Genomic DNA, 18,884 nt, shown 5'->3' with positions numbered 1-18,884 from the left:
GGGACGAGCGGAGGGCGAGGGGCGTGCTGCGGACGGCGAGGCGGAGCGGGGCCCGCCGCGGGTGGGTGCGCGCGCACGGGGTGCGGCTGCACCACCGCGAGTCCACCGCCCACCCCGCCGGGGCCCCGACGGTGGTCCTCGTGCACGGCCTGGGCATGTCGGCCACCTCGGTCCTGCCGCTGCTGCACGAGCTGGAGCCGCACGTGCGGGTCCTGGCGCCCGACCTGCCCGGCTACGGCCGCTCCCAGCGCCCCCCGCACGCGCCGGGGGTGGGCGGGACGGCCGACGTCCTGCGGGAGTGGACCCGCGCGCTCGGCGTGGAGGGCGCGGCGTTCGTGGGCTGCTCGCTGGGCGCGCAGGTCGTCGTGAACCTCGCCGCGCGCCACCCGGAGCTGCTGGGCCGGGCCGTCCTCGTCGGGCCGACGCGCGACCCGAGCGCCCCGTCCCCGTGGCGGCAGGCGTTCCGGCTGCTGCGCGACGTGCCGAACGAGCGGTGGTCGCTGGTGCCGCTGGCGGTGCTGTCGTACCTGCGGGCCGGGCCGCGGCGGATGTGGCTGCTGCTGCGCGACGCGCTGTCCCGCTCGGTGGAGGACGGCCTGCCGGTGGTGCGGGTGCCCACGCTGGTGGTGCGCGGCGAGCACGACCCCGTCGCCACCCAGCGCTGGGTGGAGGAGGTGGTGCGGCTGACGCCGGGCGCGCGGCTGCGGGTGCTGCCCGGGTGCGGGCACGCGCCGAACTTCAGCCGTCCGCGGCAGCTGGCGGAGGCGGTCCTGCCGTTCCTCACCGGTGCGCGCGCGGAGGCGCCGGAGGGGTCGGAGGGGTCGCAGTGGTCGCAGTGGTCTCGGGAGACGGTGGGGGTGGCGCGGTGAGCACGGACACGGGCGCGGGCGCGGGCGCGGACCGGCGGCTGCGCGAGGTCGTCGTCGTCCTCAACCCGAACAGCACCGGCGACGGCCCGGCGAACGCGCGCGCCCTCGCCGAGGAGCTGGCGCAGCGGGCCCCGCAGCTGCGGGTGCGGCTGGCGGAGACGCAGCACGCCGGGCACGCGGAGGACATCGCCCACGACGCCGTCGCGGAGGCCGGGGACGCCGGCGGGGTGCTGGTGGTCTCCGCCAGCGGCGACGGCGGCTACCACGAGGTCGTCAACGGCGTGCTGCGCGCGCAGCGGACCGGCCGGGGCGTCGGTGCGGCGGCCGTGCTGGCCTCCGGCAACGCCAACGACCACGCCACCGCCACGCAGGACCGCCCGCTGGCCGACGCCGTCGTCGAGGCCGCGGAGGGCGGCGGCTTCGACCGCATGGACCTGCTGGAGGTGGCCGTCACGGGGCAGGATCCACGGGTGGCGCACTCCTACGTCGGGGTGGGCATCACGCCCGTCGCGGCGGCGGCGCTCAACGAGCACGACCTGGACGCCGCGAAGGAGACGTACCTGGTGGTGCGGGCGTTCTGGCGCTACCGGCCGCTGACGATCGTCCACGACGGCCGCGAGGTGCGCATCGACAGCCTGGTGTTCGCCAACATCGACCGGATGGCCAAGTACGCGCAGCTGTCGGACACCTCGGCCCCCGACGACGGCCGCTACGAGACGCTGCTCATCCCCCACCGGAGCAAGCTGCGCCTGCTCGCCGGGTTCCTGCGGGTGCTGCGCGGCCGCTACGAGGTGCGCTCGCGCGAGGAGCCGTACACGTTCACCACGCGCAACCCGATGCCGCTGCAGATGGACGGGGAGGTGGTGTCGGTGCCCGGCGGCACCGACGTGACGGTGCGGTGCCTGCCGCTGGCCCTGCGCACGGTGCGGTGAGGCGCGATCCCTTCGTCGACGTCGGCGCGCCCGCCGACCGGCCCGCGGTGAGCGACGTCCTGAGCTCGCTGCCCGCGGCCGCGGACGAGGCGCTGGACCGCTTCGCGCGGCTGGCGACGGCCGCGCTGGGCACCCCCGTGGCCCTGGTGTCCTCGGTGCGCGCCGACCGGCAGGTGCTGCCGGGCGCGGTGGGGCTGCCCGAGCCGTGGCAGGCGGTCCGCGAGACCCCGCTGACGCACTCGGTGTGCCGGCACGTGCAGACCGCCGGGCACGTCCTGGCCTTCCCGGACGTGCGCGCCGACCCGCTGACGGCGGACTCCCTCGCCGCCCCCGACCTGGGGGTCGTCGCCTACGCGGGCGCCCCGCTGCGGGCCCCGGCGCCCGGGCAGGACCCGGACGGTGCGGACGGACCCGTCATCGGGGTGCTGTGCGCGATCGACACCTCGCCGCGCGAGTGGACGGCCACCGAGCTGGCGCTGCTGAGCGACCTGGCCGCGGCCTGCTCCGCGGAGCTGCACCTGCGCGTCACCGGGGGCGAGGCGCGGCGGGCGGCCGAGGAGGCCCGGGCCGCAGAGCGCCGCAGCCGCCTGCAGCTGGCCGTCTCGGAGGCGCTGGCGGACGTGCGCTCCCCGCAGGAGGTCGCCTCGGCGGTCGCGCTGGTCGCCCGGCGCGACCTGGACGCCGTGTGGGCGGGGCTGCTGCTGGTGGACGCCGCCGGCGAGGAGCTGCACCACGTCGCGCCCGGCCCGCCGGCCGGGCAGGAACCGGTGGACACCGCCTTCCGGGCGGTCCCCCTGGACGGGCCGACGGCGATCGCGCACGCCGCCCGCGAGCGCGAGCTGCTGCTGCACAGCACGACCGCGCAGCTGCTGGGGCGCTTCCCGGCCTCGCGGGCGGCGTCCCGGCTGGGCGAGGTCGGCGCCACCGCGCACGTGCCGCTCGTCGCCGACGGCGAGCTGCTGGGGGTGGTGGTGCTGGCCTTCGCCGACGAGCACGTCTTCAGCCCCGCCGAGGTGGAGGTCGCCACCGGCCTGGCGCAGACCGTCGCGCAGGCCGTGACCCGGGCCCGGCTCATCGCGGAGAAGCGCACGACGGCGGAGGTGCTGCAGCGCGCGCTGCTGACGCGGATGCCGCAGCCGGACCACCTGGAGCTGCGCGCCCGCTACGTCACCGCCGGCGGGGAGGAGGTCGGCGGCGACTGGTACGACGCGCTGGTGGGCGCCGACGGCGCCACCTCGCTGGTCATCGGGGACGTCACCGGCCACGACATCCTGGCCGCCGGGGTCATGGGGCAGATCCGCGGGACGCTGCGCGCGTTCGCGCACGACCGCGACGAGGGACCGGCGGAGGCGGTGCGGCGCCTGGACCGCGCCATGCCGGGCCTGCAGATCTCCGGGATGGCCACGCTGGTGCTGGCCCGCGTGGAGCAGACCGCCGCCGAGCGCGCGCGGGGGGTGCGGCGGCTGCGCTGGACGAACGCCGGGCACCCGGCGCCGGTGCTGCTGCTGCCGGACGGGTCGACGCAGCTGCTGGCGACGCCGCCGGACCTGCTCGTCGGCGTCCTGACGGAGGTGGCGCGGCGCGAGCACGAGCGCGAGCTGCCCGCCGGCAGCACCGTCGTCCTGTACACCGACGGCCTCATCGAGCACCGCGGCCGCAGCCTGCGCGCGGGGCTGGACGACCTGCGCGCGCTGCTGTCGCGGCGGGCGGGCCTGCCGCTGGAGCAGCTGCTGGACGAGGTCGTCGCCGAGCTGGTCGGGACCCGGCCGGACGACGACTGCGCGCTGCTGGCCGTGCGGATGCACCCGCAGGGCTGACGCCCCGGCGGGTCCGCCCGGCTCAGACGCCGGCGCGCTCGCGGCGCACGGCCCGCTCGGCGCGCAGCCGGGCCAGCAGCTCGCCGGCGGGGCCGGGACGCCCGTGCAGGTAGCCCTGGGACTCGTCGCAGCCCAGGCGGCGCACCAGGTCCAGGGTGGCCTCGTCCTCCACGCCCTCGGCGACGACCCGCATCCCGAGCTGGTGGCCGAGGGCGACGGTCCCGGCGACGATGGCCCGCACGCGCGGGTCGGCGGCGGCGCGGGCGGTGAACGAGCGGTCGATCTTCAGCTCGCGGGCGGGCAGGTCGCCCAGGTACGACAGCGAGGAGTACCCGGTGCCGTAGTCGTCGATGCTGAGGGAGAACCCGCGGGTGGTGAGCGCCTCGCAGGTGGCCAGCGCCGCGCCGGGGTCGCTCATCAGCACGGTCTCGGTGACCTCCAGGACGGTGCGGGCCGGGTCGAGCCCGGCGGCGACGAGCTCGTCGAGCAGCGCGACGAGCTCGGGGTGCACGAGGCAGCTGGCGGACAGGTTCACCGACAGGCGCACGTCGTGCCCGGCGCGGCGCCAGCGCCGGGCGCTGTCCGCGGTCTCGCGCAGCACGAACTCCGTGGCGCGCGCGACGAGGCCGCGCTCCTCCAGCAGGTCCAGGAACGCGGCGGGCGGCAGCAGCCCGCGCTCGGGGTGGCGCCAGCGCAGGAGCGCCTCGGCGCCGGTGACCGCGCCGGTGCACAGGTCGACCTGCGGCTGGTAGTGCACCTCCAGCTCCTCGCCGGGGGAGCGGCCGGGGGCGGTGAGCAGGTGCTGCAGGTCCTCGGCCAGCTGCCCGCGGTCGCGGGCGAGGCGGTCGGCGTCGTCGTCGTAGGCGCGGACCCCGCCGCCGGCGGCCTTGGCCGCGTACATGGCGGTGTCGGCGCGGCGCAGCAGCTCCCCGCCGGGCACGTCGCCGCGGCGGGCGGAGGCGGCGCCGACGCTGGCGCCGACCCGCAGGGGCCGTCCCTCCAGGCGCCCGGCGACCTCCCCGGCGCGCACGAGCCGGCGCGCCACCCCGTGGGCCTCCTCCTCGCCGGCGCCGTCGAGCAGGACGGCGAACTCGTCGCCGCCGAGGCGGGCGAGCAGGCCGCCGGCGGGCACGGCGGCGCCCAGGGCGGTGGCGACCGACTGCAGCAGCTCGTCGCCGGCGGCGTGGCCGAAGCGGTCGTTGACCTCCTTGAACCGGTCGAGGTCCAGCAGCAGGACGGTCAGGCCGCCGCCGCGCCCGGGCCGGCAGGCGTCCTCCAGGCGGCGGCTGAACGCCCGCCGGTTGGGCAGGCCGGTCAGGTCGTCGGTGAGGGCCTCGTGGCGGGTGCGGGCCAGGTGGTCGAGGTCGCGCACGAGGTGCACGACGCGCGCGGCGCCGCACGCGAACGCGGCGGCCGCGAGGGCGGTGGCCCACCGGGTGGCCGCCGGGTCCTGCCGGGTGGCGCCGACGAGCACCACGACGGCGACGACCTGGCCGACGAAGCTGCCGACGGTGAGGGCGGCGTTGCCGGCCGGCCGCGCGCGCACGGGGTGGTGCGGGGAGGCGGCGCAGGCGACGAGGACGAGCACGACGAGCAGCCACCCCGCGCCGGTGGCCTCCCGCAGCGCGCCGTGGGGGCCGTCACCGGCGGCGGCGGGCAGCACGAGCGGCACCGGGAGGGCGGCCGCCAGGGCCCACAGCCGGCGGTCGCGGGCGAGGCCGGCCAGGCCGGCGACGGTGCCCAGCGCGCCCAGGGCCACGAGCAGCGCGGCGCCCTGCAGGACCCACAGCTGCAGGACGGCGGGGTGCCAGCCGCGCACCCACGCGGGGTCGGCGACGCGCAGCGCGAGGTCGGCGGCGGCGGTGACGGCGAGGGCCGCGCCGAGGCCGTTGAGCCAGTCGCCGGGGTCGGCGGTGCGGGTGCTGACGCGGTTCCAGACGATGAACGCCTGGTAGAGGACGGCGGCGGCGGTCAGCGCGCCGAGGCTGGCGACGACCGCGAGGACGTCGGGGGACGGCCCGTGGCCGCTCGCGCGGGCGGCGGCGGTGCCGGCGTCGGCGAGGGCCGTGAGGGCGACGACGGCGGGGACCGCGGCGAAGCGCCGCCACACGTCCTGCTCGCCGTCGTCGCGGCGCGAGCGCGTCCGCAGCAGCACCGCGGCGGCACCGGCCGCGAGGGCCCGCAGGGCGGCGGCGAGGACGGGCAGGGCCGGGTGGGCGGCCCGGGCGCCGCCGTCGGCGGCGGCCCAGGCCGTCGCGGCCAGCGCCAGGAGCGCGAGCAGCGCGACGGGGGCGGCGCTGCGCCGGGGCAGTGCCCGCGGTGCGCGGGCGTCGTCGTCGCGCACGCCGGGTCCTGTCGTCGGGGGCCGTCCTGGTCGGGGGTGGGTCCGGACGGGACCGCTCGCGCAGGACCCGTCCTCCCCCCATCGGCGCGCGCCCGGCCCGCCAGGACCCGCCGACCGGGTGAGGGGCCCGCCGGCGCGGCCCCGAGTGGCGGCGGTGGCCCGGCCGCGGTCCCATCGGGAGCACGGCGGGCGGCGCGCCCGACGAACCGACGAATCGACGAGGAGATCCCGTGATCGAGTCGCTGCACGACGCCGGCGTGAAGTCCGAGTGGGCCTACGCGGCCGGGTTCGCGAGCATCGGCCTGTCCTTCCTGGCCTGGACCATCTCCCGGAACGTCGAGGACCGCGGCATCGACCGCGCCGACCGCTGGGGCATCTTCGTCGGCCACTGGGCCCCGACGTTCTTCGGCGTGGGCAACGCCCTGCGCAGCTACGAGAAGTGACCCGCCGGCCGTGACGGCCGCCGCCGTCACAGCCGGCGGCGGTCGTCCTGCGGGTCGTGCCGTTCCCGCGCCGCCGGGACGAGCTCGCCCGGCGGCTCGTCCCGGTGCCGGCCGTGCTCGTGGTGTCCGGCACCGCCCGGCGGCAGCTCGTCGCGGGCACCTCCCGCAGTGGGCTGGAGCGATCGCCGGTCCGCCTTCGCCGCGTACATGCGCCGGTCGGCGGCGGCCAGCAGGTCGTCGACGACGACCCGCGGGTCCTGCTGCGGCGAGGGCGCGCACCGCACGACGCCCACGCTGGCGCCCACGGCCAGGGCGCTGACGCCCAGCCGCACCGGCTCGGCGAAGGCGGCCTCCAGCGTCCCGCCCAGGCCGGCCGCCGCCGGGCCCGGAGGGGCCAGGACGGCGAACTCGTCACCGCCCCAGCGGGCGGCCAGCCCGCCCTCGGGCACCGCCGCGGACAGCCGCGCGGCGACGAGGCGCAGCACCTCGTCGCCCGCGGCGTGCCCGGCGGTGTCGTTGACCTGCTTGAACCCGTCGAGGTCCAGGAACGCCAGCGTCACCGCGCCGCCGTCCTCGCGGGCGCGCGCGACGGCCTCCTCCAGCGCGCCGGTGAACAGGGCGCGGGTGGCCAGGCCGGTGAGGTGGTCGACGTGCGCCAGGCGGTGCAGCTCGGCGCGCTGGCTCTCCGTGACCGCCAGGAGGCGCTGGTTGTCGCGCAGCACGAGGAACTGCCGGGTCAGCGCGGTGACGGCGACGCCGGTCAGGACGCCGACGGCCACCTTGTCCACGTCCCCCCAGGTGTGGTGCACCCCCGCCACCAGCGCCGGGAGCAGCGCCAGGTACGGCAGCGCCCACAGGCTCCGGGCCGGCCGGTACGTGCGCGGCGGCCCGGGCCGCACGCACCGGCGCGTCCACCCGGCGAGCGCGAAGCAGGAGAAGGCCAGCAGCCACAGGAGGTCCTGCACCCCGCCGGTGGCGGCGCTCCCCGCCGCCGAGTGCACGAGGAACGCCGTGTCGGCGACGGTCAGCAGGACCCCGCCCGCCAGGACGAGGGAGCCGGGCAGCGAGCGCAGCCGCAGGACCGTGAGGGCGACCACCACCACGAACGTCACGTCCACGGCCGGGTAGACCAGCGAGAGCGTCAGGGCCAGCGGGTCCACCGCCCGCACCGCGGCCAGCTCGGACCAGAAGGCGACCCAGCCGACCACGAAGCACGAGGCCGCGCACAGCGCCCCGTCGAGCAGGAGCCTCCACCGGGCCAGGCCACGCTCGGGGATGGCCAGCACGGGCGAGGCCAGCAGCACGCACACCGCGGGGACGAAGAACCAGTCCCCTGCCGCGGGGAACGCCTCGCGGCCGAGCAGCTCGTCGGCGGCGAACAGCACCTGCCCGGCCGCCCACAGCGCGCACGCGACCTGCAGGGCCCGCCAGCTGCGCCGCTCACCGGGGTCCATCCCCGCCGTCGCGCGGGCCCGGCCCGCGAGCACGGCGGCCGCTGCGGCCACGAGCGCCTCGAGCGGGCCGAGCACGGCGGTCGCGACGGGCGGCGGCGCGGCGGCCAGGGACGCCCAGCAGGCGGTCAGGACGAGCACGGGGACGGCGAGCAGCGCCGCCCGGACCGCCGCCGGGCGCGCGGGGGCTCCACGCACGTCGTCCACCTCGCAGGTGTCGGCCGCCGGGAGGGGGTTCAGGAGGGACCGGGCGGTGCGCTCCCCCGGACGGCGGTACGCCGCCGGTTCCGCCTCAGCCCTCGGCGGAGCCCGCGGACGCGTCCGCGGGGCGCATCAGGCGCAGCAGCGGCTCGGCGCTGGCGCGCTGCCACGCCAGGCCGGCCCCGGCCAGCAGGACGAGCAGGCCCGCCAGGGCCAGCGGCCAGGCGTCCACGGCGAAGGCCAGCACGACCAGCAGCATCGCCAGCAGCGGCGGGACGACGACGGGCACCCGGTGGTACCAGCGCGGCTGCAGCACGGCCGCGGCGTACCACCAGGAGACGGCGGCGACGCGCTCGTCGGGGTGGCGGCGGCCCTGGCGGGCCAGGGCGAGCGCCTCGCGGCGGTCCTCGGCGGGCAGCGCCTGGAAGGCGCGCAGCGCGCGGGCGCGGGTGGCGGCGTCCAGCTCGGGACCGACGACGGTCACCAGTCCTCCTCGGTCGACGTGCTGCGGGGTGCTGCGGGGTGCTGCGGGGTGCTGCGGGGTGCTGGGCGGGTGCGGAGGGCATGGGATTCGAACCCATGAGGAAGGAGTGGTTACCTCCCTAGCGGTTTTCAAGACCGCCGCCTTCAGCCGCTCGGCCAGCCCTCCAGCGCCCTCGCGGGCCCGTCCACTGTACGGCGGCCGCCCGGGCGCGGCGGCTGGGCGGGGCCGCGCTGGGGTAGCGTCGGCCGACCCCGACCGACCGACCAGCGAGCGAGCGCCCTGCGGTGAGCACCGAGAAGACCCTGCGGACCGTCGTCGTGCTCCCCACCTACCAGGAGGCGGACAACGTCGAGGCGGCCCTGCGCCTGCTGCTGGACAGCCCGGTGGCGCCCGACGTGCTGGTGGTCGACGACTCCTCCCCCGACGGCACGGGCGAGGTCGTGCAGCGGGTGGCGGCCGGGCTGGCGCCGGGGCGGGTGCGGCTGCTGACGCGGCCGGTGAAGGAGGGCCTGGGCGCGGCCTACCGCGCCGGCTTCGCAGCCGTGCTGGCCGCCGGCGAGCACGACGTCGTGGTGCAGATGGACGCCGACGGCTCGCACCCGGTGAGCGCGCTGGAGGAGATGCTGCGGCGCGTGGCCGCGGGCGCGGACGTGGTGCTGGGGGCGCGCTACGTGCCGGGCGGGTCGCTGGACGACGCCTGGCCCTGGTACCGCAAGGCGCTGAGCCGGGGGGCGAACGCGTACGCGCGCACGCTGCTGCGCGCGCCGGTCTCGGACCTGACGGGCGGGTTCAAGGCGTGGCGGGCGGACGTGCTGCGCTCGCTGCCGCTGACGGAGCTGACGGCGGCCGGGTACGCGTTCCAGGTGCAGACGACGCTGGCGGCGCTGGAGCGCGGCGCGCGCGTGGAGGAGGTCCCGATCCGCTTCACCGAGCGCGCCCTGGGGGCCTCGAAGATGTCGCGGGAGATCATCGGCGAGGCGATGGTGGCGGTGGTGCGGATGCGCCGGCACGGCGCCACCGGCGCGCGGCGGCGATGAGCGGGGGTACCGGGTGGTGGGCCTCGGGCGCGGCGTGATTGCCTGACCGACAGTGATCTGAGATTGTCGGGGCGTCACGGACGGGTGGGGCCGTGCTGTGCCCGCCTCCCGCCCGAGGACGGCGGCGAACGTCCCCCGCCCACCCTGAGGACCGCGGGAGGACCAGGAGTGCTGGAGGACGACGCCGACGCGGTCGCGCAGCTGCTCGACCTCGCCCGCGACATCTTCGGCACGCCCGTGGCCGCCCTGACCCGCGAGGAGCTGCGCCGCGCGGGCGGCGAGGGCGCGGACGGCGTGCAGCAGACCAGCAGCGTCCTGGACCCGCGCGCCACGGTGCGCCTGCTCGCCGGCACGGACCTGGACCGCTCGGTGCTCGCCGTGCCGGTGGTCCGACCCGACGGCGAACCCGACGGCCGGCTGGTCGGCGTCCCCGACGGACCGCCCGAGGAGCTGTCCTCGCGGCAGCTGGAGGCGCTGCACGTGGTCTCCGCGCTCCTGGCCGGCGTCCTGCACCACCGCGAGCGCCGGCAGGCCGAGCGCAGCTCCCGGCTGTCCTCGCTGGACGCGCTGGTCGCGGGGACGGGCCGCTCGACGGTGCTGCAGCCGATCGTGGACCTGCGCGACGGCGCGGTGGTGGGCGCGGAGGCGCTCAGCCGCTTCACGACGGCCGACGGGGTGCCGCAGCGCCCGGAGCAGGTGTTCGCCGACGCGCGCTCCTCGGGGGCGGGGGTCCGCCTGGAGCGGGCCGCGATCGCCTCGGCGCTGCCGCTGCTGGGCGAGCTGCCCGCGGGCGCCTACCTGGGCGTGAACGCCTCGGCGGAGGCGCTGCTGGACCCGGCCACGCAGCGGTTGCTGCTGGCCGGTGACCCGCACCGGCTGGTCGTGGAGGTCACCGAGCACGACCCGGTCACCGACTACGCCTCGCTGGCGGCCAGCACGGCGGACCTGCGCGCGGCGGGGGTGCGGCTGGCGGTGGACGACGCGGGCGCGGGCTTCGCGAGCCTGCAGCACGTCCTGCACCTGGCCCCGGACATCGTCAAGCTCGACGGGGCGTTCGTGCGGGGCATCGACGCGGACCCGGCCCGGCGGGCCGTGGCCCGCGCCCTGGTGGGTTTCGCCTCCGAGCTGGGCTCGACGACGGTGGCGGAGGGCGTGGAGCGCACCGGGGAGCTGGAGGTGCTGCGCGACCTGGGCGTGCACTGCGGGCAGGGCTACCTGCTGGGCCGCCCCGGCGCGGCGCTGGTGCCGGGTCCGGTGCCGCCGGCCGGGCGGGCCACCTCCCCCGACGACACGACGGTCGTGGAGCTGCCGGTGACCCCGGGAGACCCCGGGGACCCCTGAGAACACGGCACCCCGCCGTGACCGGTGGTCGCGGCGGGGTGCGTCGTGGGTCTGCGGGGCGGGGCGTCAGAGCGTGACGACGCTCAGCTTCCCCTTCCCGTAGCGGGCCACCTCGACGTCGAGGTCGAGGCGGCTGCCCGTGCGGGTGCACGCCTCGACGACGTCGGCGCGCAGGACCTCGCCGGGGGCGTAGGCGGCGTGCAGCTTCAGGTGCGGGGCACCCTCCACGTTGAACAGCGACGCCATGATGTTCAGCACCTCGTTGGCGTTCTGCCGCAGCGCGGCGGACAGCTCGCCGTCCTCCAGCGCCGCCTCGCTCGCGCCCGGCGGGAGCAGGCCGATGGCCGCCCCGGCGTGCGCGGCGAGCGCGAAGTCGAACACCACGACGGCCGAGGAGCGCAGGCGGTCGTCGACGTACAGGCCGACCGCGGAACCCGGCGCGCCGCCCACGGCGGTCGGGGTGCCCGGGGACACCTCGACCTCGCGGCCCAGCAGGTCGGACAGCAGGTTGCGCACCGCCAGGTTCGACGGCAGCGGGCTGGTGCCGGACTCCGACACGCAGCGGCCGGCCGACGCGACCTCGGCCGGGGCCGCCGCGGCACCGCCGCCGAGCACCGGCGCCAGGGCCGCGGCGAACGCGTCCGGCGTGAACGGCTTGGCGATGAGGAACAGCGCGCCGGCCGCGGCGGCCTTCTCGCGCATGTCCTCCGAGCCCTCCGAGGTGACGAACCCGAAGGGCACGTCCTGCCCCGACGCGCGCAGGTTCTGCAGCATCTCGTAGCCGCTGGCCTCGGGCATGTTCCAGTCGGACAGGACGATGTCGGGCTGCTCGGCGCGGACCGCTTCGAAACCCTCCTTGCCGTTCTCCGCCTGGACCACGTCCACCCAGTCGAAACCGGCCTGGCGCAGCGTGCGGATGACGATCTGCCGCATCACGCGGCTGTCGTCGACGACCAGGGCCTTCACGTCAGACCTCCGTAGCGGGAGCGGTGGCGGCCGACCCGGCCAGCCACACCACGAACGACACCGGGTGCCCCTGCCAGACGGCGTCGAGGCGCGCGGCGCACCGGCTGCCCGTGCGGGGCAGCGGCGGGGCGGCCGCGATGGCCGGCAGCCCGAGGGCCCCGGCGTCGGGCACGAGGGCCTTGACGTTGCCGCCGATGATGTTGGCGACCTCGCCGAGGGCGTCGTACACGTCCTCGTCGTCCAGGTCGCCGTCCTCGCTCAGCAGCACGGCGGCCAGCGAGCGGCCCGCGGACCGCGGCACGGTGACGGTGACCAGGCCCGGGCGCGCGCCGGTGATGCCGACGCTCGCGCACAGGACGTCGCCGGTCACCTCCAGCGGCTCGAACGACGGCAGGAACGGCTCGCTCGAGGCGAAGTACGACTCCCACATCTGGTCGACGATCTGCGCGAGCGCCTCGTCCTCGACCGCGTCGGGCTCCAGGCCCTCCAGCTCCACGACGTCCTGGCTCACGCGCCCGCCCCCTCGGGCAGCAGGCCGAGCAGGCCCAGCTTCTCCTCCAGCGCGTCCACCGTGAACGGCTTGATGAGGTACTCGTGCGCACCGGCGGCCAGGGCGCGGACGATCTGCCCGTGCTCGGCCTCCGTGGTGACCATCATGATGGTCAGCGCGCGGTACTCGCGGTTCGCGCGGACCTGCGTGACGAACGTCAGACCGTCCATCACGGGCATGTTCCAGTCGACGGTCGCCAGGTCGGGCAGCGGGCCCGCCTGCAGCACGGCCAGCGCCTCAGCGCCGTCCGCGGCCTCCACCGTCTCGTACCCCAGCTTGCGCAACGCACCCGCGATGATCTTCCGCATCGCCCGGGAGTCGTCCACGACCAGCGCCTTCATCACTGCCCTCCGTTCTTCGGTCGGTGGACGGAAACCCGGCCGACGGGTTCCCTGTCCCAGTTGTCGTCGACGCCCAGCGTCGTCTCGGCCCCCCCGAGGAACAGGTATCCCCCGGGCTTCAGCACGCGGCGCACCCTCGTGAGGATGTCCCGCTTGGTCTGCAGGTCGAAGTAGATGAGGACGTTCCGCAGGAACACCACGTCGAACTGGCCGAGCAGGGTGTACGGGCTGGTGAGGTTCAGCTGGCTGAACCGCACGAGCCGGCGGATGTCGTCGTTCACCTGCCACTGCGTGCCCACCCGCGTGAAGTGGCGCACCAGCAGCGGCGCGGGCAGGCCGCGGTTGACCTCCAGCTGCGAGTAGCGGCCGGCCTTGGCCTTCTCCAGCACCTCGGTGGACAGGTCGGTCGCGACGATCTCGACGCGCCAGCCCTCCGCCAGGACGCTGTCGGCCAGGCTGATCGCCAGGCTGTACGGCTCCTGTCCCGTGGAGCAGGCCGCGGACCAGATCCGCAGCGAGCGGGTCGAGGCGCGCGCCTGCTTCAGGGCCGGCACCACGGACGTGGCGAACGCCTGGAACGGCGCACCGTCGCGGTACCAGGACGTCTCGTTCGTCGTCAGCGCCTCGACGATCGCGGTCTGCGCCTTGCGGTCCGGGCGCAGCCGGACCCCGTCGACGTACGCGGACACGTCCGCGGCACCGGCCGCCCGCGCGAGCGGGACGAGCCGGGACTCCACCAGGTACTCCTTGCCGCGCTCGAGGACGATCGCGCTCTCTCGCCTCACGAGGGTGCAGACCCACTCGAAGGCCGCCGGCGTCAGCGCCATGTCACCACCTGCCTCAGGGGGTTCGGACCGCGGGGGCGGTCGGACGGGTCGCCGGCGGGCGCGCCGGCGAGGGGGTCGCCGCGGCGCGGCTCGTGAACGAGCTCGCCGGCGGCAGCGGGGGCAGGGCACGGCCCGGGGCCGTCCGCGCCGCCGCGGGGATCGTGGAACCCGCGCGCGCGCCCAGCCGGCGCACGATCGCGTCGGGGATCGCGCCGAGCGGGAGGACCTCGTCGGCCACGCCCTCGCGGGCGACGGCGCCGGGCATGCCCCACACCACGGAGGTGGCCTCGTCCTGGACCACCACCTGCCCGCCGGCCTCGGCGACGGCCTTGCAGGACAGCTTGCCGTCCGAGCCCATGCCGGTGAGGACGACCGCCAGCAGGTCGCCGCCGAACACGGCGACCGCCGAGCGGACCATGACGTCGACGGCGGGGCGGCAGAAGTTCTCCGGCGGGCCCTGGTGCAGCTTCACGGCCAGGCCCGCGCCGCGGCGCACGACCTCCATGTGGAAGTCGCCGGGGGCGATGTAGACGGTGCCGGGCACGACGGCCTGCCCGTCGGTGGCCTCCACGACCGTCAGCGCCGTCGCCTTGTCGAGGCGCTGCGCGTACAGGCGGGTGAACACCGGCGGCATGTGCTGGGTGACGAGGACGGGCACCGGCAGCGACGCGGGCAGCTTCGCCAGGACGGCGGCCAGCGCCTCCGGCCCGCCGGTGGAGGAACCGACCACCAGGGCGCGCGGGGTGCCGGGGGCGCCGCTGCGAGTGCGGACGGCCACGGGCGCGGCCGGGCGCGCCGGGACCGCTGCCGCGGCGGGCGCGGCGGCCGGGGCGGCGGCCTCGGAGAACCACGGGACGAGCGCCTTGATCTTCGGGATGAGCTGCGCGCGCACCGACTCCATCGACTCGGCGACCGACCCGACGTTCGCGGGCTTGGTCACGTAGTCGGAGGCGCCGTTCGACAGGGCCTCCAGCGTCGCCGACGCGCCCCGCTCGGTGAGCGTGGAGAACATCACGACGGGCAGGCGGCGGTCGACCTTGCGGACCTCCAGCAGCGTCTGCAGGCCGTCCATGACGGGCATCTCGATGTCCAGCGTCACGGCGTCCGGCGACAGCTGCGCCAGCTTGTCCAGCGCGACCTTGCCGTTCGGCGCGGTGCCCACGACCTCCAGGGCCGGGTCGCCGGACAGGACGTCGGTCACGATGCGGCGCACCACGACGGAGTCGTCGACGACGAGGACTCGAACGCGTCGCTGCACCTCGCACCTGGCCTTCCGCGCGGCTGACGCGCCGCTGAGCGCACCGCCCCGGACCGGGCGGCTCCCCTGTCCATCGGCCGGAGCGGGCCGGGCCTGAAGCGCCGCCCCGACCAGCCCCGGCCGATCGCGCGCGGGTGCGCCCGCGGCGCCCCCGGCGGTGCTGCCGGGGGCGCCGCGGGGCGGGGTCAGGCGGAGCGGCGGCGGGCGCGCAGGCCCAGGGCCAGACCGCCGAGGCCGGCGGCGAGGCCGGCCCCGGCCAGGCCGCGGGCCACGCCGTCCGGGCCGCCGTCCGACCCGCCGTCCGACCCGTCGGCCGTGCTGGCGACCGGGGCGGTCCGCTCCTCGGCCTCGTCGGCGGGCGCCGCCCCGTGGGCGCCGTGGCCGTCCCCGGCGGCCTCCGTGGTCGTGAACTCCGGCGCCGGGTGCTCGGGCTCGGCCGCGCCCGGGTCGCCGACCTCGGTCCAGGCGGCGACCTCGCCGTCGGCGTACGTCTGCACCGCGGGCAGGACGACGCGGGTGCCGGCTGCCGGCAGCGGGCCGACCTGCAGCTGGAACTGCTCGAACTCGCCGACGCCGGTGCCGGGGCCGTCGGCGGTCCAGGTGACCGTCAGCGGCGCCCGCGTGAGCGTGACGCCGTCGACGTCCACGGGCTCGGGCAGCTCGCCCTCGCTGACCACGGCCGTCCAGCCCGGCAGGGGCCGCACGCGCACCGAGGTGAACGGGGTGTCCGTGGGCAGGCTGACCTCCAGCGACGTGCTGGCGGCGGTGTCGGACTCCGTCGGCACGCGCAGGGTGACGACGCTCCAGCCGCCGGCGGCGGTGGTCTCGGGGACGGCGCGCACGTGCGCGGAGGCCGCCGGCGCGCCGGCGAGGAGGGTCAGGCCGGTGACGGCGAGGACGGCCGCGCCCGCGCGGGCGAGGGCGCGCGGACGGGGGGTGGGGGTGGTGCTGGGCACGGTGGTCTCCCGGGTCGTGTCAGGGGTGGTGGGACCCGTGCCCGGAGGCGCGTCAGGGCGACGCGGCGAGGCTCCGCGCACGGGGTGGCGAGGGCTGGCGCCGCGGGGGCGGCCCCCGCCGCGGTGCGCGGCGGACGACGACGAGGCTCGGGGCGGCCACGGCCGGCGGGGCGGGCGGCGGGGTGCGCCGCGGACCCGGCGGTGGCGGGAAGGCCAGGCGCAGGACGACGAGCAGCGGCCGCCACCAGGCGCGCAGCGCCCACAGCGCGGCCTCGCCGCGGGCCAGGACGAGCGCCGCGAGCAGCGTCGCGGCGGTGTGGGCGGCGAGCATGGCCGCCGGCGCGCCCGCCGCGCCCACCTGCGCGCCCGTGGCCGCGGCGGGCGCCGCGAGCAGCAGCTGCCCGTGGTGCCCGGCGCCGCCGACCGCACCCGCTGGGAGCGCGCAGGTGGCGGCCAGCACCTCGTGCAGGGCCACCTGCCCGGCACCGAGGACGCCGAGCAGCGCCGGCCCGGACAGCCGGCGGCGGGTGAGCAGGTGGGCGGCGCAGGTGGTGATCGCGAGCAGCGCGAGCGTCGTCAGCGCGTCGGGCAGCCCGCCGCCGGCCGCGACGTGCGCGGCGGAGGCGAGCGCCAGGACGGTGCCGGCCACGGCGGCCGCGCGCGCGGCGCGCAGCGTCCCCCGGGCCGGTGCGATCACCCCCCGACCCTAGGTCCCGCCGCAGCCCCGCTCCGCCATCCCCGCCCGCTCCCCCCGCCCGCTCCCCCTCCCCCGCCGTGATCATGGATGGTCACCCCTTCACCCATCCATGATCACCGTGATCTTGCAGGGTCTCCCAGCAAGATCACGACGGGAGGAGGAGCGGGTGGGCTGCCGGAGGCGTCCCGTCAGGGGGTGGGCGCCGGCTCGTCGCCGAAGGCGGCCACCCAGGGGCGCAGGAGGACCGCGCGGGCGTCGGAGGACAGCAGGTCGGCGACGACCTCGGCGTGCACGACGCCGCTGACGACGTTCCAGAGACCGCCCGCGCCGTCGGCCGCGTCCAGCCCGCCGGCGCGGAACGCCCGCACGGCCAGCAGCTGCGCGGCGGCCGCGGTGCGGGTGCGGCCGGACAGGTGCACCGCCCACGACGCGTCGTGCAGGGCGCTGGCCCACTCCCCGCCGCTGGGGCGGGCGGTGTCGGCCGCCGCGCGCAGGCACGCCCGGTCGGTGCCGTCGAGGCGGGCCAGGGTGCCCAGCACGACCGCCACACCGCCCTGCTCGGGGCCCAGCCCGTCGGGCACGTCCGGCAGCGGCGCCAGGTCGCGGGAGGCCTGCACGTACGGGGCGGCCAGCGCCCGGCGCACGTCGGCGGGCAGCCGGTCCGCCAGGTAGGCGGACACGGCGGCGTCGGCGAGGACGTCCGCGGCGCGCGCGGCGACGTCCGCGCGCAGCGCGGGCCCGTCGCCGTCGAGGCTGCGGGACCACGTCCAGTCGAGGACGTCGTGGTGCACCAGGCGCACCAGCGCGTCCGCGTCGGCCACCGTGCCGGCCCGCAGGGCCCGCACCACCCCGGCCTCCAGCCGCGGCCCGACGACGTCCTCCTCGAACGCGTGCTCGGCCAGCCCCCCGGCCACCTGCCCGAGCACGTCGGTCAGCTGCGGCGCCGCGGCCACCGCCTCGCGCACGACCTCGTGGGCGCGCTCGCGCGCCGCCGGGTCCCAGCGGGCGGCCAGCACGTCCAGCTCGCGCGGGCCGCAGTCCAGCCCGCGCAGCAGCACCTCGGCGGCCGAGTCGCCGGCCGGCAGGCGCACCAGGTCGAACCCCAGGACGGGCGAGCTCACGAGCGAGTAGTGCACGGCGTCCGCCTCCGGGTGCTGCTGCGCTGCGCGCCGTCGTCGGTGCGGCGTCGTGACCACCCTCGCACCGCGCGGTGCGGGCGGCCAGGCACGGCCGCGTCGCGTCACCCGGGAGGCGGCACGCTCGACCACCGGCGGCGCACCGCGAGCGCCCTCGCTGCGCCGGACGGGTGAGCGCGGCCGGGTCCGGCCGTCCACCACGCGCGCGGCCGTCACCGGCCGTAGCGTCGGGGGGTGGCGGGAGAACGGGCGCGCGCGGGCGGTCGCACCGGTCAGGAGCTCGGGGACGAGCGCGAGGACGAGCGCGAGGACGAGCGCGAGGACGAGCGCGAGGACGGCGGCGGGCCCGGCGCGGACCCCGGCGCGCGCACGTGGGTGCCGTGGGTGCTGTGCGCGGTGTCGCTGGGCACGCTGCTGGTGCTGGGCGAGGCCGCGCACTCGGTGCTCACCGGCGAGGCGGACGAGCAGCTGCTCGGGATCCCCTCCGGCGACCTGCTGACGGCCGCGCAGAGCGCCGGTCTCGACACGGCGCGGATCGGGGCCCTGTGGTCGACCGTCGAGGGCGCGCCGGGGCTGCTGGTGAGCACCCTGGGGCTGGCCGTGGTCGCGGTGGCCGGGGTCGCGCGCCGTCCGGGCTGGCTGGTGCCGTCGGCCCCGGCGCGCTGGGCGGCGGCCGGACTGGCCGCCGCCACCGCCGTGGCCGCCGCCGCTTGGTGCTCGGTGGGCCTGCGGCTGGCGGCGGCGACGCTGGACGAGCAGGGCTTCTGGTACTGGGGCCGCCCCGGGCCGGGTGTCTGGGTGGTCACGACGGTGCCCGCGGGCGTGGCGGTGCTGGCCGCCGTGGTCGCGGGCGCGCTGCTGCGGCCGGGGTCCGCGCCGGCCGGCCTCGCGCGGGAGCCGGAGGTCGCGGGCACCGCTGACGCGGACGGCGCGGCGGACGGCGGCGCGGACGCTGCGGCGGGGGGCGCCGTGGACGGGCCGGCGGTCCCCGCCGACGTTCCCGCCGGCGGGGCGGCGCCCGGTGGCGGGACGACCGGTGCCGGCCCCGGGCTCCCCCGGGCCGGTGTCGACGGCGCGGACGGAGCGGGGGCCGCCGGTCACGCGCCGCCGCGCGGCGTGCCCGGACCGGCCGCCTCGCCGCTGGGCGACCTGCCCAAGGGCGACCCGTCGCTGTACCGGCGCCCCACCCCCTGAACCCCCTGAACCCCCTGAACCCCCTGAACCCCCGGAACCC

Annotated in this window: 17 protein-coding genes, 1 tRNA gene and 1 pseudogene; 7 read left to right on the top strand and 12 right to left on the bottom strand. The window is 78.0% G+C overall.

Annotated elements, in window-relative coordinates; translation table 11 throughout:
* Positions 1 to 65 precede the first annotated feature (65 nt).
* From ACRYMY_RS15785 to ACRYMY_RS15775, 3 genes are read left to right on the top strand one after another with little or no spacing between them, the layout of a single operon-like run.
* Positions 66 to 869 (top strand): alpha/beta fold hydrolase, encoded by an 804-nt coding sequence (locus tag ACRYMY_RS15785; protein WP_432548181.1) that lies wholly within the window; start codon positions 66 to 68, stop codon positions 867 to 869.
* On the top strand, positions 866 to 1,801 hold the full coding sequence (locus ACRYMY_RS15780) for a diacylglycerol/lipid kinase family protein (protein WP_432548180.1): 936 nt from the start codon (positions 866 to 868) through the stop codon (positions 1,799 to 1,801). Before ACRYMY_RS15785 ends, ACRYMY_RS15780 begins: the two co-directional genes overlap by 4 nt.
* Positions 1,798 to 3,618, top strand: coding sequence for a SpoIIE family protein phosphatase (locus ACRYMY_RS15775; protein WP_432548179.1), 1,821 nt, complete (start codon positions 1,798 to 1,800; stop codon positions 3,616 to 3,618). Before ACRYMY_RS15780 ends, ACRYMY_RS15775 begins: the two co-directional genes overlap by 4 nt.
* 22 nt (positions 3,619 to 3,640) lie before the next feature.
* Here the strand turns inward: ACRYMY_RS15775 and ACRYMY_RS15770 are convergent, their stop codons facing one another.
* Positions 3,641 to 5,962 (bottom strand): putative bifunctional diguanylate cyclase/phosphodiesterase, encoded by a 2,322-nt coding sequence (locus tag ACRYMY_RS15770; RefSeq protein WP_432548178.1) that lies wholly within the window; start codon positions 5,960 to 5,962, stop codon positions 3,641 to 3,643.
* 230 nt (positions 5,963 to 6,192) lie between these two features.
* Here ACRYMY_RS15770 and ACRYMY_RS15765 point away from each other — a divergent pair, with 230 nt between their 5' ends.
* Positions 6,193 to 6,405 (top strand): hypothetical protein, encoded by a 213-nt coding sequence (locus ACRYMY_RS15765; RefSeq protein WP_369055839.1) that lies wholly within the window; start codon positions 6,193 to 6,195, stop codon positions 6,403 to 6,405.
* 26 nt (positions 6,406 to 6,431) lie between these two features.
* Here ACRYMY_RS15765 and ACRYMY_RS15760 read toward each other — a convergent pair whose 3' ends face one another.
* The 3 genes from ACRYMY_RS15760 to ACRYMY_RS15750 all read right to left on the bottom strand — a co-directional run bounded on the left by ACRYMY_RS15760 (position 6,432) and on the right by ACRYMY_RS15750 (position 8,706).
* Positions 6,432 to 8,054 carry a diguanylate cyclase domain-containing protein gene (locus tag ACRYMY_RS15760; RefSeq protein ID WP_432548177.1) on the bottom strand — a complete coding sequence of 541 codons (1,623 nt, stop codon included), beginning with the start codon at positions 8,052 to 8,054 and terminating at the stop codon, positions 6,432 to 6,434.
* A gap of 94 nt (positions 8,055 to 8,148) precedes the next feature.
* Positions 8,149 to 8,541 (bottom strand): hypothetical protein, encoded by a 393-nt coding sequence (locus ACRYMY_RS15755; RefSeq protein WP_432548176.1) that lies wholly within the window; start codon positions 8,539 to 8,541, stop codon positions 8,149 to 8,151.
* A 72-nt stretch (positions 8,542 to 8,613) separates the two neighbouring features.
* Positions 8,614 to 8,706, bottom strand: a tRNA-Ser gene (locus tag ACRYMY_RS15750).
* A gap of 119 nt (positions 8,707 to 8,825) precedes the next feature.
* Between ACRYMY_RS15750 and ACRYMY_RS15745 the strand changes: the two genes are divergently transcribed.
* Positions 8,826 to 9,578 carry a polyprenol monophosphomannose synthase gene (locus ACRYMY_RS15745; RefSeq protein WP_432548175.1) on the top strand — a complete coding sequence of 251 codons (753 nt, stop codon included), beginning with the start codon at positions 8,826 to 8,828 and terminating at the stop codon, positions 9,576 to 9,578.
* Between the two features lie 168 nt (positions 9,579 to 9,746).
* Positions 9,747 to 10,919, top strand: a complete 1,173-nt coding sequence (locus ACRYMY_RS15740) for an EAL domain-containing protein (protein ID WP_432548174.1) — start codon at positions 9,747 to 9,749, stop codon at positions 10,917 to 10,919.
* Positions 10,920 to 11,528: 609 nt separating this feature from the next.
* Here the strand turns inward: ACRYMY_RS15740 and ACRYMY_RS15735 are convergent.
* From ACRYMY_RS15735 to ACRYMY_RS15700, 8 genes and pseudogenes are all read right to left on the bottom strand, one after another.
* Positions 11,529 to 11,885: pseudogene (locus ACRYMY_RS15735) on the bottom strand (response regulator); the annotation flags it as partial.
* Between the two features lies 1 nt (position 11,886).
* The gene (locus ACRYMY_RS15730) at positions 11,887 to 12,396 is read right to left on the bottom strand and encodes a chemotaxis protein CheX (RefSeq protein WP_432548173.1); all 510 of its coding nucleotides are present in this window, start codon (positions 12,394 to 12,396) and stop codon (positions 11,887 to 11,889) included.
* On the bottom strand, positions 12,393 to 12,776 hold the full coding sequence (locus ACRYMY_RS15725; protein WP_369055845.1) for a response regulator: 384 nt from the start codon (positions 12,774 to 12,776) through the stop codon (positions 12,393 to 12,395). The genes ACRYMY_RS15730 and ACRYMY_RS15725 overlap by 4 nt, the downstream gene beginning before the upstream one ends.
* On the bottom strand, positions 12,776 to 13,603 hold the full coding sequence (locus ACRYMY_RS15720; protein WP_432548172.1) for a CheR family methyltransferase: 828 nt from the start codon (positions 13,601 to 13,603) through the stop codon (positions 12,776 to 12,778). The genes ACRYMY_RS15725 and ACRYMY_RS15720 overlap by 1 nt, the downstream gene beginning before the upstream one ends.
* A 13-nt stretch (positions 13,604 to 13,616) precedes the next feature.
* Positions 13,617 to 14,861 carry a protein-glutamate methylesterase/protein-glutamine glutaminase gene (locus tag ACRYMY_RS15715; RefSeq protein ID WP_432548171.1) on the bottom strand — a complete coding sequence of 415 codons (1,245 nt, stop codon included), beginning with the start codon at positions 14,859 to 14,861 and terminating at the stop codon, positions 13,617 to 13,619.
* Positions 14,862 to 15,046: 185 nt separating this feature from the next.
* Complete coding sequence (locus tag ACRYMY_RS15710; protein ID WP_432548170.1) at positions 15,047 to 15,817, bottom strand: YcnI family copper-binding membrane protein; 771 nt, start codon at positions 15,815 to 15,817, stop codon at positions 15,047 to 15,049.
* Positions 15,818 to 15,869: 52 nt separating this feature from the next.
* Entirely contained in the window at positions 15,870 to 16,514 is a 645-nt protein-coding gene (locus ACRYMY_RS15705; RefSeq protein ID WP_432548169.1) for a hypothetical protein, read from the bottom strand.
* Between the two features lie 188 nt (positions 16,515 to 16,702).
* Positions 16,703 to 17,650 carry a hypothetical protein gene (locus tag ACRYMY_RS15700; RefSeq protein ID WP_432548168.1) on the bottom strand — a complete coding sequence of 316 codons (948 nt, stop codon included), beginning with the start codon at positions 17,648 to 17,650 and terminating at the stop codon, positions 16,703 to 16,705.
* Between the two features lie 234 nt (positions 17,651 to 17,884).
* Between ACRYMY_RS15700 and ACRYMY_RS15695 the strand changes: the two genes are divergently transcribed.
* Positions 17,885 to 18,844 carry a hypothetical protein gene (locus tag ACRYMY_RS15695; protein WP_432548167.1) on the top strand — a complete coding sequence of 320 codons (960 nt, stop codon included), beginning with the start codon at positions 17,885 to 17,887 and terminating at the stop codon, positions 18,842 to 18,844.
* Positions 18,845 to 18,884: the final 40 nt, after the last annotated feature.

Source organism: Kineococcus haloalkalitolerans, assembly GCF_050871905.1.
In the GTDB taxonomy this organism is placed as follows: domain Bacteria; phylum Actinomycetota; class Actinomycetes; order Actinomycetales; family Kineococcaceae; genus Kineococcus.
This window is presented reverse-complemented; position numbering and strand designations above follow the sequence as displayed.

Excerpts from the sequence above, each read along its gene's own strand:
- ACRYMY_RS15720 (WP_432548172.1), bottom strand. The coding sequence starts at position 13,603 with ATGGCGCTGACGCCGGCGGCCTTCGAGTGGGTCTGCACCCTCGTGAGG.
- ACRYMY_RS15725 (WP_369055845.1), bottom strand. The coding sequence starts at position 12,776 with ATGAAGGCGCTGGTCGTGGACGACTCCCGGGCGATGCGGAAGATCATC.